At 42.4% G+C, this 18,787-nt stretch carries 17 protein-coding genes; 7 read left to right on the forward strand and 10 right to left on the reverse strand.

What is annotated here, in order from left to right:
* The first annotated feature begins 73 nt into the window (after positions 1-73).
* The 5 genes from PQR79_RS04190 (at position 74) to PQR79_RS04210 (ending at position 6,179) form a co-directional block, all read left to right on the forward strand.
* Positions 74-745 carry an HAD family hydrolase gene (locus PQR79_RS04190; protein WP_238103952.1) on the forward strand — a complete coding sequence of 224 codons (672 nt, stop codon included), beginning with the start codon at positions 74-76 and terminating at the stop codon, positions 743-745.
* A 21-nt stretch (positions 746-766) separates the two neighbouring features.
* A complete protein-coding gene (locus tag PQR79_RS04195) occupies positions 767-1,729 on the forward strand; it encodes a sugar-binding transcriptional regulator (protein ID WP_238103951.1) in 963 nt (320 codons plus the stop codon).
* 163 nt (positions 1,730-1,892) lie between these two features.
* Complete coding sequence (locus PQR79_RS04200) at positions 1,893-3,608, forward strand: purine-cytosine permease family protein (protein WP_238103950.1); 1,716 nt, start codon at positions 1,893-1,895, stop codon at positions 3,606-3,608.
* A gap of 124 nt (positions 3,609-3,732) precedes the next feature.
* Positions 3,733-5,253, forward strand: a complete 1,521-nt coding sequence (locus PQR79_RS04205; RefSeq protein WP_238103949.1) for a mannitol dehydrogenase family protein — start codon at positions 3,733-3,735, stop codon at positions 5,251-5,253.
* A 5-nt stretch (positions 5,254-5,258) separates the two neighbouring features.
* Positions 5,259-6,179, forward strand: coding sequence for a carbohydrate kinase family protein (locus PQR79_RS04210; RefSeq protein WP_238103948.1), 921 nt, complete (start codon positions 5,259-5,261; stop codon positions 6,177-6,179).
* Between the two features lie 160 nt (positions 6,180-6,339).
* Here PQR79_RS04210 and PQR79_RS04215 read toward each other — a convergent pair whose 3' ends face one another.
* From PQR79_RS04215 to PQR79_RS04255, 9 genes are all read right to left on the reverse strand, one after another.
* Positions 6,340-7,701 (reverse strand): anti-phage deoxyguanosine triphosphatase, encoded by a 1,362-nt coding sequence (locus PQR79_RS04215; RefSeq protein ID WP_238103946.1) that lies wholly within the window; start codon positions 7,699-7,701, stop codon positions 6,340-6,342.
* Between the two features lie 8 nt (positions 7,702-7,709).
* On the reverse strand, positions 7,710-8,297 hold the full coding sequence (gene yfbR, locus PQR79_RS04220; RefSeq protein WP_238103944.1) for a 5'-deoxynucleotidase: 588 nt from the start codon (positions 8,295-8,297) through the stop codon (positions 7,710-7,712).
* A 109-nt stretch (positions 8,298-8,406) separates the two neighbouring features.
* A complete protein-coding gene (locus PQR79_RS04225; RefSeq protein ID WP_238103942.1) occupies positions 8,407-9,621 on the reverse strand; it encodes a pyridoxal phosphate-dependent aminotransferase in 1,215 nt (404 codons plus the stop codon).
* A gap of 276 nt (positions 9,622-9,897) precedes the next feature.
* Positions 9,898-10,458, reverse strand: coding sequence for an elongation factor P (gene efp / locus PQR79_RS04230; RefSeq protein ID WP_238103940.1), 561 nt, complete (start codon positions 10,456-10,458; stop codon positions 9,898-9,900).
* A gap of 49 nt (positions 10,459-10,507) precedes the next feature.
* Positions 10,508-11,695: an elongation factor P maturation arginine rhamnosyltransferase EarP gene (earP, locus tag PQR79_RS04235; protein WP_238103938.1), complete on the reverse strand. Its 1,188-nt coding sequence runs from the start codon at positions 11,693-11,695 to the stop codon at positions 10,508-10,510.
* A gap of 62 nt (positions 11,696-11,757) precedes the next feature.
* Positions 11,758-12,285 (reverse strand): flavodoxin FldA, encoded by a 528-nt coding sequence (gene fldA / locus PQR79_RS04240; RefSeq protein WP_238103937.1) that lies wholly within the window; start codon positions 12,283-12,285, stop codon positions 11,758-11,760.
* A gap of 51 nt (positions 12,286-12,336) precedes the next feature.
* On the reverse strand, positions 12,337-12,609 hold the full coding sequence (ybfE, locus tag PQR79_RS04245) for a LexA regulated protein (RefSeq protein WP_160052446.1): 273 nt from the start codon (positions 12,607-12,609) through the stop codon (positions 12,337-12,339).
* Positions 12,610-12,615: 6 nt separating this feature from the next.
* On the reverse strand, positions 12,616-12,837 hold the full coding sequence (locus tag PQR79_RS04250; protein WP_188739696.1) for a DUF2788 domain-containing protein: 222 nt from the start codon (positions 12,835-12,837) through the stop codon (positions 12,616-12,618).
* Between the two features lie 99 nt (positions 12,838-12,936).
* Entirely contained in the window at positions 12,937-13,710 is a 774-nt protein-coding gene (locus tag PQR79_RS04255) for an alpha/beta fold hydrolase (RefSeq protein WP_238103936.1), read from the reverse strand.
* A 297-nt stretch (positions 13,711-14,007) separates the two neighbouring features.
* Here PQR79_RS04255 and seqA point away from each other — a divergent pair, with 297 nt between their 5' ends.
* Together seqA and pgm are read left to right on the forward strand one after the other, a co-directional pair.
* Entirely contained in the window at positions 14,008-14,643 is a 636-nt protein-coding gene (gene seqA, locus PQR79_RS04260; protein ID WP_238103935.1) for a replication initiation negative regulator SeqA, read from the forward strand.
* Positions 14,644-14,690: 47 nt separating this feature from the next.
* On the forward strand, positions 14,691-16,334 hold the full coding sequence (gene pgm, locus PQR79_RS04265) for a phosphoglucomutase (alpha-D-glucose-1,6-bisphosphate-dependent) (protein ID WP_238103934.1): 1,644 nt from the start codon (positions 14,691-14,693) through the stop codon (positions 16,332-16,334).
* A gap of 90 nt (positions 16,335-16,424) precedes the next feature.
* Here pgm and katG read toward each other — a convergent pair whose 3' ends face one another.
* The gene (gene katG / locus PQR79_RS04270) at positions 16,425-18,611 is read right to left on the reverse strand and encodes a catalase/peroxidase HPI (RefSeq protein WP_238103933.1); all 2,187 of its coding nucleotides are present in this window, start codon (positions 18,609-18,611) and stop codon (positions 16,425-16,427) included.
* Between the last annotated feature and the right edge of the window lie 176 nt (positions 18,612-18,787).

Genomic DNA, 18,787 nt, shown 5'->3' on the forward strand with positions numbered 1-18,787 from the left:
TAACGTTACCAAATTATCACAGAGCCAATGTACTATAGGGGATTGTTTTTACTCTATTCATTAAGGCGGGTTTATGAGCAACCATACACAACTGGTGATTTTTGATTGTGATGGTGTCGTTATCGACAGTGAAGTGATCAGTGCCAATGTGCTTATCGACATGTTGGCACAGTTAGGTGCTGAGATTGATATGGCGTTTGTGCAGCAACACTTTTTAGGGTGCAAATTTGCCACAGTGGCTCAAAAAATTGAAGAATTGTTGTCAGTCACAATACCGCCAGAATTTGAATTAGAGTATCGCGAGCAACTGTTAGCTGTTTTTGAACAGCAACTAACCCTAACCGCCGGCTTTAATAAGGTATTGGATCAGTTGAATGTGCCTTTTTGTATTGCGACGAGTAGCAGTTTACCTAGAACCACCAAAGCATTGTCAGTGGTTGGGTTAACCGATGTATTTCGTGGTTGTGTGTTTACAGCAAGTGAAGTTAAGCGAGGTAAACCTGCCCCCGATTTATTTTTACATGCCGCTGAACGTATGGGAGTAAAACCGGAACATTGCTTGGTGATAGAAGACAGCTTTTTTGGTGTAACAGCCGCTGTCGCAGCCAATATGCCAGTATTACATTATGTGGGTGGTGGCCATATGAACCATGACAATCAAACGGTTCAGCAGGCATTTTCGCAAGTACCCGTGTTGAAACACTGGGATGATTTTTCGGCACTTTTGCCCACTTTGATGCGTTAAAGCTGAATAGGTAACGATAAGATGGACAACAAATCGAATTCAGAACTAGCACGTCTTGAAGATGCAGCAAGAGCGGCATGGCTATATTACGTTGCTAAAAACACTCAAGATGAAATAGCGCAAAAGTTAGAAGTATCAAGACAATCTGCGCAACGACTCGTGGCGCTGGCTGTGAGCGAAGGTTTGATTAAAGTGCGACTCGACCATCCTATTCGTCGATGTATGGAGTTAGCTGACCAACTAAAACAGCGCTTTAATTTATTAGAATGTGAAATCGTGCCGAGCGATCCAGCTGATCAAAGCTCGACACATGGCTTAGCACAAACCAGTGCTGCAGTGTTAGAGCGTTACTTAAAATCAGACACGCCTAAAACCTTAGCGTTTGGTACCGGACGGGCACTTAAGGCCTGTATTGATGAGTTACCGTCAATGCAATGTCCGCAACATAAAATTGTGTCGCTGCTCGGTAATATGATGTCAGATGGGTCTGCTTCGGCATTTGATATTGTAGTGAGTATGGCTAACAGGGTACAGGCTAAACATTACCCGATGCCGCTGCCGGTGATTGCCCATTCGGTTGCTGAAAAACAGTTATTACATGGGATTACACCGGTAAAAAGTATTTTAGCGTTAGCCCAGCAAGCAGATGCTACTTTTGTGGGAATTGGTCAAATGGGTGACAACTCACCATTAATGATTGATGGCTTTATTGACCAGGCAAAAGCGAATGAATTAGTCAGCAACAATGCTGCTGGTGAAATTATAAGCTGGGTATATGACCAACAAGGTCAATTAATTAAAAATTCGATAAATGATTTAGTGATGAGCGCGCCGTTGCAACTTAATGCTAGCAAACCGGTATACGGTATAGCCGCAGGACAAAGTAAAGTTAATGCCATTTATGCGGCATTAAAAGGTGGATTAATTAATTCATTAATCACCAATGAATATACTGCTGAACAAATATTACAAAAAATTAAATAATTTATGTTGTACAACAACATGAGTGCAAGAGAAACAAAAAAATGGGGTTATTATTTCTAATAAAACGAAATAGTAAATAGTCAAAAAGGTAAGTTGTTTAATTTTATCATCGTATTTTGGTGAGGGATTAATTTACCTGAGTAAAAACAGGAATATAAAAATAATGACTACAAGTCAACACTCCCATTCATTTGATAAAATGAATGAAGAGCAGCTTCCAGTTGCCAAAAATAAGCTCCACGGTTGGAAACATTTTGCGGGTTTGTATGCCGGGGAGCATGTGGCCGCGACCGAATTTGTGATTGGTGCGACTTTTGTTGCCTTAGGTGCATCAACCATTGATATTCTTTTAGGGTTACTTATTGGTAACCTGTTAGCGATGTGTTCTTGGTGGCTATTAACTGCGCCTATTGCAGTAGAAACTCGTTTAAGTCTTTATAATTATTTAAATAAGATTGCTGGTGATTCAATGACCAAGCTCTATAATTGGGCTAACGTTATTATTTTCTCGGTGATATCCGCCGCGATGATCACCGTGTCATCCACCGCAGTACGATTTTTATTTGATATTCCCGCCCAATTAAATTGGTACCCAAGCAGCTTATGGTTTGTGATGATTGTATTAGCAGTCGGCTCTATTGTCGTCGTGGTCGCTATGTACGGTTTTTCAACGGTTGCCGATTTTTCTAAAATTTGTGCACCTTGGTTGTTTGTTATCTTTATCGCTGGCTCATTTACATTATTTCCAGCGCTGTCACATCATGTGATCGGCAGCACTACATTAAATGGTTGGCAAGATTTCATTACCATTGGCGACAATTCAATCTGGACTGGGGTGAATGATAAAGGCGAAAAAGGCATTGGTTTACTTGAAGTAATTGGCTTTGCTTGGGCTGCCAATTCGATTACCCATTTTGGCTTAATCGATATGGCGATTTTCCGTTTTGCTAAACGTAAAAGTTATGGCTTGTTTTCTGGCGTCGGCATGTTTTTTGGGCATTACATTGCGTGGATTTCTGCCGGTATCATGGGGGCAGGTACTGCAGTATTATTAAAAACCACCATTACACAGCTCGATCCGGGTGACGTGGCGTACCATGCATTGGGCTTCTCTGGTTTTGTGATTATCATCATTGCAGGTTGGACTACGGCAAATGCGAACCTTTACCGTGCAGGCTTAGCCGCCCAATCAATTTTCGTTAATCAATCGCGTGAACGCACCACTGCAATTGTGGGTCTGGTTACTGTGGTGATTGCGTGTTTCCCGTTTGTTTTCACCCAAATGCTGCCACTATTAACTTATGCTGGTTTATTAGTTGTGCCAGTGGGCGGGATTGTTTTTGCCGAGCATGTGTTATTTCCTAAAATTGGTTTAACTCGCTATTGGGCTAAGTATCAAAACTTAACTAAGAGTACACCAGCAATTGCCACTTGGGCATTGGCTTTAGTATTTGGTTTTGGATTAAATAGCTTAGATATTATTTCATTTTATTATTTATTTATTCCAACATGGATTTTTACCATCATCATTTATACCGTGTTAGCTAAAAAGTATGGCGCGGATTTAGATTATGCCGATGCCATTTTAGCTGATGAAAATGAACAGCAACAGATTGCTGAATATCAAGAGTCTATGGCAATAAATGATAAAGATATTATTGATGACGGCAGTAAAATCACTAAAATATTAAATGGTTTTGCATTTGTATCGTTAATAACCATTACAACGTTGGCGGTTAATGTGATGTTTTTTAGTCCTAATATGCAAGTATATGCAGACAATAAAACATTATTCGAAAGCGTGTGTTTTGCTTGTACAATCATTTATTTTAGTTGTTCTTATGTTGCACTAAAACGTCATAAGAAATTGAATATCTAGTTTGATGGTTAATTACTGTAATGGCTTAAGGCGACTCTTATAAACTGTCGTCTTAAGTCTGGTGTGTTATTTACCGTAATAACACGTAGTTGTTTATTTGTTATTTTTTATGAGGCACATGCTCATGCAGAACGCTCAACTCAATAGCGCATCATTGAATTCGCTAAACCAACAATCTCTTTCTACGTTACCTGCTGACGTTGATGTGCCGAAATACGACCGCAGCCAACTTACCGCTGGTATTGTACATATTGGTGTAGGCGGTTTTCACCGTGCTCACCAAGCGATGTATGTCAATGAGCTACTCAAAACACCAGGCTCAGAGTCGTGGGCAATTTGCGGTGTCGGTCTATTAGAAGCGAATCGTGGTTTACGTGATGTGCTGGTTAAACAAGATTACTTATACACTTTGACTGTACGCCATCCAAATGGGCAGATTGATCATCAGGTGATTGGCGCGATGATTGACTTTTTATTTGCACCAGAAAACAAACAGCAAGTTATTGATAAGCTGATTAACCCAGACACAAAAATTGTCTCACTAACCATTACGGAAGGGGGTTATAATTTTAACCCAGCAACGGGTGAGTTTGATTTTACAAACCCTGAGATTATCCATGATATGGCTAATCTACACGACCCCATTACCGCATTTGGTTATATCACGGCTGCGTTAATGCAGCGTAAAGCTAATGGCATGAAACCCTTTACCGTTCAGTCTTGCGACAACGTTCAGCATAACGGGGATATGACCCGTAAAATGTTATTAGCGTTTGTCAGTAAAATTGATGCTGAACTAGGTCAATGGATAGCTGAAAACGTTGCGTTCCCCAATGCGATGGTTGACCGTATTACGCCTGTTACGACCAAAGCTGATATAGATTATGTCGCCAATACTTTAAATATTAATGATGAATGGCCAATCACCTGTGAAGCCTTTACTCAATGGGTTATTGAAGACAACTTTAGTGATGGCCGCCCAGCGTTTGATTTGGCTGGCGCACAGTTTGTTGCTGATGTGACTCCATTTGAAAAAATGAAAATTCGTTTACTCAATGCTGGTCACTCGGTATTAGGTTTATTGGGTTCAATTCATGGCTTTGCCACGATTGATGAGGCGGTTTCTGATCCATTATTTGCCACCTATTTACGTAAGTTTATGGATGATGAAGTCACACCGCTGATTGAGCAGTTACCGGGTATTGACTTAAACCAGTATAAAGACACGTTAATTGAGCGATTTGCTAACCCAAACATTAAAGACAGTTTGGCGCGTATTTGTTTAGAAAGCTCAGCAAAATTGCCTAAGTTTATCATTGCATCGATTAACGAAAACATTGCGTTAAATCGCGATACTTCTTTAGCGTGTTTAGTGATTGCAACCTGGTGCTTATACAGTGACAAACAGGTTAATCAACAGGGTGAAGCGTTAGATATTAACGATCAAATGGCAGCGCAGTTACATCAATTTGCCAGCCAAACGGAACAAGATCCGTTGGCATTTTTACAGCTTACAGATTTGTTTGGCGATTTAAATAACCAAGCCGAATTCTGCAAAGAGTATCGTAAAGCCATTGCTGAGTTGTATGCACCTAACAGCGATATTAAAGCGATAATGCAAGCCCGTTTACAAGCAAAGAGTTAATCATAATGAGCAGTGTATTAATTAATCATAAAGCCAAGGTTGATATCAATATCAGCTGTTTTGGCGAAGTCTTATGGGATTGTTTCCCTGATGGCAAGCGAGTTGGCGGGGCGCCATTGAATGTGTGTGTCAGGCTTAATGCTTTAGGGATTAAGGGCTCAATGATCAGTGCAGTAGGCGATGATCAATTAGGCCATGAATTACTGGCATTTATTGATGAGCGTGGGGTTAATCGTGATTGCATCGCGATTAATCCGTCGAAAAGCACCAGTACCGTCCAAGTAAGCTTAGACAAAAACGGTTCTGCATCATACGACATTGTAGCCGATACCGCCTGGGACAATGTGGCATTAACTGACACTATCCTTAGCCAAGTTAAGCAAGCTGATGTATTGGTATTTGGCAGCCTAATTGGACGTAGCCCTGTGTCATTAGCCACGTTAACGGAGTTGGTTAATAACGCCAGTTTCACCGTGTTTGACGTTAATTTACGTGCGCCGCATTACGATATCGACAGTATCGTTAAGTTAATGAATAAAGCTGACTTTATTAAATTAAATGATGATGAGCTATACGAAATTGCTAAAGCAATGGGCTCACCGTTTTATTCATTAGAGCAAAATTTAGATTACATTGCTGCGCAAACACAAACCCAGTATTTGTGTGTGACAAAAGGCAGTCATGGAGCGTTATTAAGTGTTAATGGGCAGAAGTTTTATAACTCTGGCTACTTAGTTAATGTGGTGGACACTGTAGGCGCAGGTGATTCGTTTTTAGGATCGCTATTGTATCAATTGTGCAGTGACAATAACCCGCAATATGCTATCGATTTTGCTTGCGCAGTTGGGGCAATGGTCGCTCAGTCGGCTGGTGCAACACCTGTTTTGACCCTTGCTCAAATTAACGCGTTTATGCAACCAGTATAAATGGTGATGCTTGCTGTGATGTTAAGTATGCAATAGTTGTTGTATGTAAAAGTGAAGTGTCGTGTGTCGTTTGGGTTAGTTCCCCTTTATTTAACCCAGTAGCGCTTGGTTTTTATCGTTATAAATAACCAAGCGCTTTTTTCTTTTTTAGCCAATAACATTAGTGCTCGTTGTTTAATTCTAAAATACCCGCAGTTTTTGAACCAAATAACTGTTGGTGCAATCGACCGGCAAATTCATCTGTCATCCCTGAAATATAATCGGCAATAACACGCATTGGGTTGGTTTGTGCTGCCGTTGCGGTTAACCAACGCTCGCGAGTATTCAACGGCAATAAGCGTTCAGGATCCGATGCAAAAGCTTCAAATAACTCCATTATAATTTGCTGGCCCTTGTATTCGAGCATTTGAATTTCAGGCTTACGAATGACGTATTTAAACACCAGCTGTTTGAGTACATGAAGGGTTAAGGCAAAATCGGCCTGCAACTCTGCATTGTATTTGAGTAACTCGGCTTCAAAGTCATCATTGGTATTGATATTAATGGCAGTGACAAAACCATTGACCAATGTACCTATAGCGTCTTTACGTAAATGATGCTCATGGGAAAACAGCTTTTCGCCAATGTTGGCGATTTCTGATTTAAGCCATTGATCATCAATACTGTTTAGTTGGTCGACAACATCATGCTGCCATTGGCGTTGATTGACAATGCCCATCACGATGGCATCTTCTAGGTCATGTACGGCATAAGCGATGTCGTCAGCTAACTCCATAATTGAGCAATCTAGCGACTTAAACCGCGTTTTAAGGTGCGGGTATTGGGTGTTGACTGTGCTTTGTTCGCTGCTAATAAACCGTTGTCTGTCATTGTCGCTCAATGCAGATAATACCCAATCGATAATCGGCTGGTCATCGTCAAATAACCCTTTTACCGGTGGCCAGTCAGAGGGTTTTAATTGCCTGTGATTAGCAATGTCGGGTTTATTAAGATTGATAAACAATTGTGAATGCATGGCTGGGTATTTCATGATCCCAAGCAAGGTACGCCGCGTAAGATTCATCCCCCATGATGGAGTGTACGGTTCTAGGCGCGATAAAATTCTAAACGTTTGGCCATTACCTTCAAATCCACCGTGGTGGCGCATCATATAATTGAGCGCCACTTCACCGCCGTGTCCAAAAGGCGGGTGGCCAATATCGTGGGCTAAACAAATAGATTCAATCAAACTCATTGAATTCAATAAGGGTTTAAACTCAGGGTATTTACGCCTAAGTTGGGCGGTGATCCCGGTGCCTATTTGCGACACTTCTAATGAGTGAGTTAACCGGGTGCGATAAAAATCGTTCATGCCGACACCTAATACTTGGGTTTTAGCTTGTAAGCGTCTAAAGGCGGCAGAATGGAGTATACGTGCGCGGTCGCGCTGAAATGGACTGCGATGATCATTGCGACGTTGCTTGTCTTCACCTAATAGGCGCTGGTGCCAAATATTGTCTTGCTGTGTTGTGGTATCGGACATAAGGCTCCTTACAGCATTTGATTAATTTCGTCTAAATTCAGGGTAAAGCTTGGGATAAAACAGTCTCTAAAATAACGTACTGCAGGGTTAGGGTTATCGTCTAACATGTGCTCCAAACGTTTGCGGGCACTGTTAAACTCGCTGTTTCCTGCTTTGTGTTCTTCTAAGCATTTTAAATAGGCGCACAGAGTGTCGGCGGCTTTAACGATGGCTTTATATTGCGGATCGGCTTCTTGGCTAATAAACAAACTGCGATAATCGTCTTTAAATTCATCAGGAACCATTTCCAGCATGCGTTGTTCGGCAATGGCTTCAATTTTTTTATATTCAGCTTCGATTTCTTTATTAAAGTACTTCACTGGAGTTGGTAAGTCACCGGTTAAAATTTCACTGGCATCATGATAAATCGCAATGGTTGCCGCTTGATTAGGGTCTAAATGGGTATCGAACTTTTTATTACTGATGATCACCAAAGCGTGTGCGACCATGGCAACTTGTAATGAATGCTCCTGAACGTTTTCACGGCGCACGTTATACATTAATGGCCAACGTTGGATTAACTTCATTCGGGCTAAATGGGCAAATAGATGACTCATGAGACTCCTTACTGCGCTCAATCAACAATAATCTGTATATCGTCAGCTTACCTGAGCTTTAGGATAAAAAAAAGCGACTGTTCAGTCGCTTATCTTTGTGTGATGTTGATTATTGGTGGTAATCATCCAGAAAATCACCAAACTCTACTAAGGCCTTGGTCAGGTCTTCTTTGTGCGGTAAAAATACAACACGTAAATGATCTGGCTCAGGCCAGTTAAAGGCGGTGCCTTGAACCAGTAATATTTTTTTGGACTTAAGTAAATCGAGTACTAGGCGTTCATCATCTCTAATATTAAACTTTTTCATGTCTAATTTAGGGAAGGCATACAAGGCGCCTTTGGGCTTTTTACAGCTCACTCCAGGAATTTGATTAAGCAGTTCGTACACTGCATCGCGCTGAATGGTTAATCTACCATTAGGAAGGATCAGTTCGTTAATTGACTGGTAGCCACCTAATGCCGTTTGTATTGCATGCTGGTTAGGCACATTGGCACATAAACGCATCGATGCCAGCATCTCTAACCCTTCAATATAGCTCTTTGCTGCTTTTAAATTACCGGACAACATCATCCAGCCTACACGGAAACCCGCCGCACGATACGCTTTTGATAAGCCGTTAAAGGTCACCGTTAAAATGTCATCAGATAACCGCGCAGCAGGAATGTGTTTTGCTTCGTCGTATAAAATCTTGTCGTAAATTTCATCAGCAAACAATATGAGGTCGTGTAGGCGACATAACTCGATAACCTGTAACAGCAATGCTTCGCTATACACTGCACCGGTTGGATTGTTTGGGTTAATTAACACGATGGCACGAGTGCGGCTGCTGATCTTACTTTTTATATCGTCTAAATCCGGAAACCAATCGGCTTCTTCATCACAGCGATAATGTACGGCTTTACCACCAGCTAAATTGGCCGCAGCGGTCCACAATGGATAGTCAGGCGAGGGGATGAGCACTTCATCGTCACTATTGAGTAATCCTTGCATGGCCATGACAATAAGCTCTGATACACCATTGCCGATATAGATGTCTTCAATATCAACACCAAAAATACCTTGTGCTTGATAATGTTGCACAATGGCTTTACGTGCTGAGAATAGGCCCTTTGATTCGCAATAGCCCTGTGCACTCGGTAAATTTAAAATCACGTCGCGTACGATTTCTTCCGGGGCTTCAAATCCAAATGGCGCCGGGTTACCGATGTTTAATTTTAAAATACGGTGACCTTCATCTTCTAAGCGACGGGCTTCTTTATGCACTGGTCCACGAATGTCGTAGCAAACAGAGTCAAGTTTATTGGATTTGATAATGGGACGCATACTACTCTCAATAACTAATTACGGCTTAAGTTAGCGAACCATAACGAATTTATTGATATTGTGGAAGAGGTAAACGAGCAAATTGAATAATAATATTAGTCGTTCATGCTGTTTTTGAACGTAATTAAGCCTTTGCTGTAGTGTTTTGTGCTGTTTTTGCGGTTTGTATTAGTATTTTTGTGGTGTTTAGAGACAAAAAAGCCAGCACGTATGCTGGCTTTCAGTTAGTTTACTTGAGTTATGGCTATTTCAACTGAAACTCAAGTTAACGCGCGATTAAACGCGCTTTTTGAACTCGCCGGTACGAGTGTCAATTTCAATTTTGTCACCCACTTTAACGAAGTCAGCAACAGTAACAGTACCACCACCAGTGATGGTCGCTGGCTTCATGACTTTACCTGAAGTGTCGCCACGAGCTGAAGGCTCGGTGTAGATAACTTCACGTACGATGTGAACCGGTAGTTCAACAGAAATAGCTTTGCCGTTGTAGAAAGTCACTTGACACTGATCTTCCATACCATCAACGATGTATGCAGCTGCATCACCTAGGTTGTCAGCTTCAACGTCGTATTGGTTGTATTCTTCATCCATAAATACATACATAGGATCAGCAAAGTAAGAATAAGTACAATCTAGACGTTCTAACACGATATCGTCTAACTTGTCTTCACCTTTAAAGGTTTGTTCAGTGCCAGAATCAAGCAATAAGTTTTTTAGCTTTAACTTAACGATTGCAGCATTACGGCCAGAACGAGTTGTTTCAGTTTTCTGAACAACCCATGGGCTGCCATCTAACATGATCACGTTGCCAGGACGGATTTCATGAGCAGTTTTCATTGTACTATTTCCTATATATATGGACTTTTTATATTTACAGAGCAGTATCTTAGCTATTTTTAACGAATTGAACTAGTCGACTCGCAAGATCTGCATCATTTAACGCGTTATTTGGCCAATTAATCGCATGTTGCTGTAATGGCAAAATAACAGAATTCAATTGTTGCCAGTGGTTAACCACGGCCTTTGCATCCCCTTGGTTGAAGGCCAAATTCACCTCAGTCCAAGTCGCTGCGATTTGTGCTGCGAGATTATCGCAGTAAATCCGCATAAAAGCTTGTAATTTTACTAGATGATAATCATCTTCTTGCGGATAGATATGCCAAATGAAAGGTTTGGCTGCCCATTGGGCCCGTAAAAATGAATCTTCCCCCCGCACAATATTAAAATCACAGCTCCATAGCAAGCGATCAAACCCTGTCTGATCGGTCATGGGTAAAATATGCAGCGTGAGATTTCCCATTTTAAATTGTTGACCGGGTATCAAATCGGTAACATCAACAGGTAAAAAAGGGGCTAAGCTGGTTAAACTACGACCTTTAGGAACTAGCGCGTGCATGGGTTTAGGTGAAGCTTGCCATTGGTTTATTAATGCAGTTAATGCTGCGCTCTCATAGCTGAACACACTAATGACGGTATCATTAACCCTAATGCCGCTTAAGCCAAGCTCTTCAAAAAGTCGCATTTTATTATTGGGGCTTGCTTGCCATTGATCTCGTTCATTAAAGAGGTTTTTTTCGCAAATTAAGCCGCCAGTTTTGTGGTTAAAACCAGGAAAATAAAACCACTTTTTGATTCCACTGGGTTGTGTAGAGGGTAAACCGTGGCAACCATCGACCCAATCTTCGGCACTTAAATATTCAAGGTTTAACCAGTGCGGCGCTGAGCTTTGCGGTTGTTTATGTAATCGTTCAATGACCCATTTTACCTGTTTAGGTAATTCACAGGCAAAAGCCTCAATGACCACTTCTCCAGCTACATACTCTATATCTAAAGGGGTATTCCATTGAAATATATTCACGCCATTAAAAGTTTGTTGGGCTAGCGTGGGGTCTAAGTTGGGCAAAATGTGCGAAAAACTGTGTAGGTCATCAACCCATAAATGCACTGGAATATGGTATTCTGCGGCAAGCTGTTTGGCTAAACGCCAGGTGACACCTATATCGCCATAGTTGTCGACTACCGTACAGAATATGTCCCAATGTTTTGTTGTTCGAGTGAGATTGCTTGTGGTCATTTATGTTATTTCAAATAGTAAAAAAGCGGCTATTGCCGCTTTTTTGTTGGCTAAGGCCAGAATTAGTCAGCTAATTCTGCTAAGCACATTTCTTCATAAATTTGCTTAACCCATGCATCTACACGTTCTTCGGTAAGCTCTGGCTGACGGTCTTCGTCGATACCTAAACCAACAAAATGTTTGTCGTCGACCATGCCTTTAGAGGCTTCAAAGTCGTAACCTTCTGTTGGCCAGTGGCCAATAATAATACCACCACGGGCTTCAACGATGTCACGGACCATGCCCATAGCATCTAGAAAGTATTCTGCGTAGTCTTCTTGGTCACCACAACCAAAAATGGCCACTAGCTTATCGGTAAAGTCGATTTGCTCAAGCTCAGGGAAAAAATCATCCCAATCACACTGTGCTTCGCCGTAATACCAGGTTGGGATGCCAAACATAAGCAAGTCGTATTCGGCGATTTGCTCTTTAGTGCTCTTAGCGATGTCTTTAACATCGAGCATGCTTTTACCCAGTTTTTTCTGGATCATTTTGGCTACAGCTTCGGTGTTACCAGTGTCGCTACCGAAAAAAAGACCTACAGTTGCCATTGTCTATCCTTTAAATATCTAGTTCGCGTTGTGCGATGTTCGAAAAACGTCTCAGTTGTCGAGTTGCTGTTGCAGAATAAATTCGATTAACTGGCTACGACTGATGTTACTGTCCAAAGCTTGTTGGTTCAAGGCATCATATAAATCTTGTGACACTTTTAACTCTATTCGCTTTAAACCGTTAGCGCGATCACGCTGAATTTGGTTTCGCTTATTGATCTTTAATTGCTGTTCCCGAGAAAGTGGGTTACTTCTCGGACGCCCGCGGCGTGTTTCAGTGGCAAAAAGGTCAATAGTCGTTCTATCTGTTGTTTCTTTTGCCATTGTATTTTAACCGATCCCAGAGCCTTCCCAGGTCATCTGTATAATACCTTTTGCAATAAACCCGGCACAGCCGAGAAATAACACTGCCCAAACAATATATCGACCAAATTTAGGGACATTACCTTGTTTAAGCACATCATGGATTGCCATACCGATAAAAAAGAATATCGCAGCAAAAAACAAGTTCAAACCAACGGCTTCAATTTGATCCATGTACTGATTTAACATATTTCTACCTTCGCGTTAGTCATGTCAGGCGAAAAGAGGGCGCGAATATATCACATCGTGTCAGAATTGGGTATGTGCAAAACAGTAAATTATTAAAATTTACTCTTGGTTTTGTTCAATAAACTCAGCCACGATACGATTAAATATCTCAGGCTTTTGAGCATGCAGCCAATGACCTGTGCCATTTAAGGTTTTTGCTGTGACCTGAGGAAATTGACGAACAATTTCATCGCGGTGTTCAGCGGTAACATAGTTTGAGTCACCGCCGCGTATAAACAGCGTTGGCTTGTCAAAATGTACATCAGCACTGATAGGCAAATCCCAGCCAATAATACGCTCGTAACCGTCAATTAGACCATCAAGGTTCATTTTCCATTCAAAGCCAGTGTCGGTACGCTGCAGGTTTTTCAGTAAAAACTGTGCGGTACCTTCATCGATGCCGCTGGCCAGCAAATGAGCCAATGCCGATTTACGACTGGTGTTTTGATCAAAGACTAAACTGGTGAGTCCGGCAAACACGGTTTGGTGTCGTGGCTCATAAGCCACAGGGGCAATATCTGCCACGACGAGGCTCTTTACTCGAGATGGGTGCAATAATGCCATGGCCATGGCGATTTTTCCGCCCATTGAGTGACCAACAATGTGGGCGCTATCAATGTGGAGTTGGTCAAGTAATTCAATCATCGCATTGGCAAGTGATGGGTAGTCCATCGTGTCCCAATGCTCACTTTGGCCATGGTTGGGTACATCGACTCGAATAACCTGATGGTTTTTTTCAAGCACACTGGCAAGATTTTTTAAGTTATCAAGGTTGCCAAATAACCCATGAATAAGCAGGACGGTTTCACCTTGGCCTTGAGAGACATAATGCATAGTGCGATAAACTCGTGACATCAAACAATGGGGCCGAATTTTGCGGTAATGAACACAGCAAATCAAGTTTTGATGACCGATGACATCAATTTTGCTGTAAATTTAAACGTGAGATACGAATTTTTTGTGAATATGTGCCATTAAATGATTTTGCCACTTTATTAGTAGGTTAAGCTTGGCTTACACTGAAGCCATATTTTTTGATCGCGCTAAATTATGTTGATCGGCGATCGCCTGTTTAACGTGTTATGCACTGACGTTAAGCCTAAGACAAATAGAAGAATAAGGATGACTCTGATGAAATACATTGAAATTGATGAAGAACTTTATCGTTTTATTGCCAGCAAAACGGAGCGTATTGGCGAGAGTGCTTCTGATATTTTACGTCGATTATTGCATTTATCAGTGGAAACCGTAGAGGTTGATTTACCAAAAGCGATTAGTGAACCCAGCCTTGAAGCGGATCCGGCTGAAGCAGCGGAAGCTGAAACTCAGCGTAATGCGTTATTTAATCAAGCCAAAGCTGCTGTTGAGAAAGTGATGGCAGTACAAGCACAACCTGAGGATGTGACTCACACTGTAGACGCAGTGACTGAGATTGACTTCAAATCAATTGTTAATGAACATTTATTAGCCCAACAAAAAGGCGCAGTTGGCCGTTTTATGTGGTTACTCGCTAATTTACAGGCGGCAACCGGCAGCGATTTTAATAAAGTGCTCGATATTCAAGGTAAAGGCCGTTTGTATTTTGCTCGTTCTAAGCAAGCGTTACTGGATTCGAGTCAATCATCGAACCCGAAAGAAATCGGTGCCAGCGGGTTTTGGGTCACAACGAATAATAATACCGCCAAAAAACAAAACATTTTTACTGAGGTATTGGAGCATTTAGGTTGCGACAGTGAGTATGCCCGCACCATTGCAGAATATATTTAAGCTTTTAAGTTTGTCATCAATTTTCGTTTACTCATAGGAGACCACTTGTGGCCATTCATCAACGCGCAGGACAGCAAGCTTTACAAACGGATTTAGTGAATATTCCTAAATTGATGAGTCACTATTATCGTATTATTCCCAACGTGGAAGACGTACTACAAAAAGTGACATTTGGTACATCAGGCCATCGAGGTTGTGCATTTAACGCCAGTTTCAATCAAAACCACATTTGGGCGATAGCCCAAGCGGTAGTGGATTATCGTCAAGCTGCGGGGATTACTGGGCCAATGATTGTGGGTTTTGACACTCACGCCTTGTCTTATGCAGCATTTATGTCTGTGGTTGAAGTATTGACCGCTAACCAGGTAAAAGTACTCATCCAAAAAGAGGATGGGTTTACCCCAACGCCTGTGGTGTCGCAAGCTATTGTTCGTGCTAATGCGGCTAAGCCATCGGGTTTAGTGGATGGATTGATTATTACGCCCTCTCACAACCCTCCGCAAGATGGCGGCATTAAGTATAATCCGCCCCATGGTGGCCCTGCAGAAGGTGACATCACTAAAGTCATCGAAGCTAAAGCAAATCAATATCTTGCAGAACAGTTAACCGGCGTTAAAAAGGTCAATTATGGCGTGGCGGTTAAATCGGGTTGGATTGATGAGGTTGATTTTATTGCGCCCTACGTTGAGTCACTTGCCCAAGTGATTGACATGGAAGCCATTAGTAAAGCCAATATTCGCTTAGGTGTTGACCCTTTAGGCGGCTCAGGTATTTATTACTGGGAGCAAATTGCTACTCAATATGGTCTTGATATTACCTTAGTAAATGACAAGGTTGACCCAACCTTTGGCTTTATGCCGCTGGATAAAGACGGAAAAATCCGTATGGATTGCTCGTCGCCTTATGCCATGGCTGGTTTGCTGGCACATAGCGAAAGTTACGATCTTTGTGTCGGTAATGACCCTGATTATGACCGTCACGGTATTGTGTGCCCAGGCTTTGGTTTAATGAACCCTAACCATTATTTAGCCGTGGCCATTGATTATTTAATGACACATCGCCCTCAGTGGAGTGAGTCGTTAGCCGTAGGTAAAACTTTAGTGTCAAGCGCGATGATTGACCGTGTGTGTCATGCGCTAGGTCGCCAGTGCTTAGAAGTACCAGTGGGGTTTAAATGGTTTGTTGATGGTTTAGCCCAAAGCACGATTGCTTTTGGCGGCGAAGAAAGTGCAGGGGCGGCGTTTTTAAAGCGTGATGGCACTACTTGGTGTACTGATAAAGACGGCTTTATTTTAGCGTTACTGGCGGCTGAAATGTTAGCAGTGACTGGAAAAACACCGGCACAACGGTATAAAGAGTTAACCGATCAATTTGGTGAGAGCTTCTATACCCGTATAGACAGCCCAATTAGCCTGAAGAAAAAAGCCAAGTTTGAATTGCTCAACGCCGACAGCTTTACTGATACAGAGCTCGCCGGAGAAGCCATTACGGCGATCTTAAGCCATGCTCCGGGTAACAATGCTGCTATTGGTGGGATTAAAGTCACCACCGAAAACGGCTGGTTTGCGGCGCGCCCATCTGGCACCGAAGCGTTATTTAAAATCTATGCTGAAAGCTTTATTAGCCAGCAACATCTTGATGACATTATTGCTCAAGCGCAAACCATGATTGATTCGGCTTTAAAAGGTTAGGTTTAATCGGTGTGTGACTCACAGTAATTTTTAAAGCGAAAATAAAAAAGCACTGAATAATCAGTGCTTTTTTGTGCCTAATAAAGAAGGTTATGCAAGATCGAATCGATCAGCATTCATCACTTTAGTCCATGCGTTAACAAAGTCTTTTACAAATTTCTCTTTGGCATCGTCTTGGGCATACACTTCAGCGTACGAGCGTAAAATAGAGTTTGAACCAAACACCAAGTCAACACGAGTTGCAGTCCACTTCACTTTATTGGTGCCACGTTCAACAATGTTGTACAGGTTCGTGCCGACAGGTTTCCAACTGTAAGACATGTCAGTCAAATTGACAAAGAAGTCATTTGATAACACACCCACATTGTCGGTAAATACACCGTGTTTTGTGTTGTCGTAGTTAGTGCCTAATACACGCATACCACCTACTAATACCGTCATTTCGTGAGCGGTTAAGCCCATTAATTGAGTACGGTCTAGCATCATCTCTTCTGGCTGTACGACATAGTCTTTCTTTTGCCAGTTACGATAAGCGTCGTGTAGTGGTTCTAACACTTCAAATGACTCAACATCAGTTTGTTCTTGTGTGGCATCACCACGACCGGGTGAAAATGGGACTGTGACATTCACACCAGCCGCTTTCGCAGCTTGTTCAACTGCTGCGGTGCCGCCTAGTACAATCAGGTCTGCCATGCTCACTGGTTTACTGAAACCAGCTTGGACGCTAGCGAGTGCAGCAAGCACTTTTTGTAGCCTTGCGGGTTCGTTACCTTGCCAATCTTTTTGTGGTGCTAAACGAATACGAGCACCATTTGCGCCACCACGGTAGTCTGAACCGCGGAAAGTACGTGCGCTGTCCCAAGCGGTAGCCACTAACTCAGCAACGCTCAACCCTGTGGCTAAGATGTTAGCTTTTAAGTCACTGACTTCTTGCTCAGTTAAGCTGTAGTCCACTTGTGGTACAGGGTCTTGCCAAATTAACTCTTCTGCTGGTACATCTGGGCCTAAATAGCGTGTTTTTGGCCCCAAATCACGGTGCGTTAATTTAAACCAAGCGCGGGCAAATACGTCAGAAAAATAAGCTGGATCTTTATAAAAACGCTCTGAAATCTCACGGTATTGTGGATCCATCTTCATCGCCATGTCGGCGTCGGTCATCATGGGTTCAACTTTTATTGACGGATCTTCAACGTCTGCTGGCTTGTGCTCTTCCTTAAGATTAACTGCCTTCCATTGCCATGCACCTGCAGGGCTTTTGGTGAGTTCCCAATCATAATTAAGCAGTAATTCAAAGTAACCGTTATCCCATTGTGTTGGGTGTGTGGTCCATGCGCCTTCGATACCACTGGTGACAGTGTCACGGCCAATACCACGACTGGTTTTGTTGATCCAACCTAAACCTTGTTCTTCTAGATCTGCACTTTCTGGATCTGGCCCTAAATTTTCAGCGCGGCCATTACCATGTGCTTTACCTACTGTGTGTCCACCCGCGGTTAAGGCAACGGTTTCTTCGTCATTCATTGCCATACGCGCGAAGGTAATGCGGATATCGTGTGCGGTTTTGATTGGGTCTGGGTTACCGTCAACCCCTTCAGGGTTAACGTAAATCAAGCCCATCATTACTGCGGCAAGCGGGTTTTCAAGGTCACGCTCACCAGAATAACGGCTGTTTTCAGAACCGCTTGGTGCCAGCCATTGTTTTTCTGAACCCCAGTAAATGTCTTTTTCTGGGTGCCAAATATCGGCTCGTCCACCAGCAAAACCAAACGTTTTTAAGCCCATCGATTCATAGGCAACGGTACCGGCTAAAATGATTAAGTCAGCCCATGACAGTTTGTTGCCGTATTTCTTTTTGATGGGCCATAAAAGACGACGAGCTTTATCTAAGTTGCCGTTATCTGGCCAGCTATTGAGAGGAGCAAAACGTTGGTTACCTGTGCCCGCACCGCCACGTCCATCTGCAATACGGTAGGTACCTGCTGAATGCCAAGCCATACGGATCATCAAACCACCATAATGTCCCCAGTCGGCAGGCCACCAGTCTTGGCTTTCGGTCATTAATGCGGTGAGATCTTGTTTTACAGCGGCAAGGTCTAATGATTTAAAGGCTTCGCGATAGTCGAAGTTTGGATCCATTGGATCAGATTTGCGGTCATGTTGATGAAGAATGTCGAGGTTAAGTGCGTTCGGCCACCATTCCATTACATCGCTGGCGACTGAAGTATTGCCGCCGTGGTTTACTGGACATTTACCTTGAGTGTGTTGTGCTTTTTCCATGAGATTTTCCTTTATCACTAAAATAGCTTAAACGATAAGCAGCATTGGATTACTTTTTTAGGCTAACTGACTGTGATTACGAATTAAAGCGACATTTATCTATCTGTTTAATCGGTTTTGCTAATACACAAGGCCGTCACGAGATCAGCAATGTTCGATTAATAATAGAACAGTTT

This window comes from Shewanella metallivivens (assembly GCF_028750675.1).
Classification (GTDB): Bacteria; Pseudomonadota; Gammaproteobacteria; order Enterobacterales; family Shewanellaceae; genus Shewanella; species Shewanella metallivivens.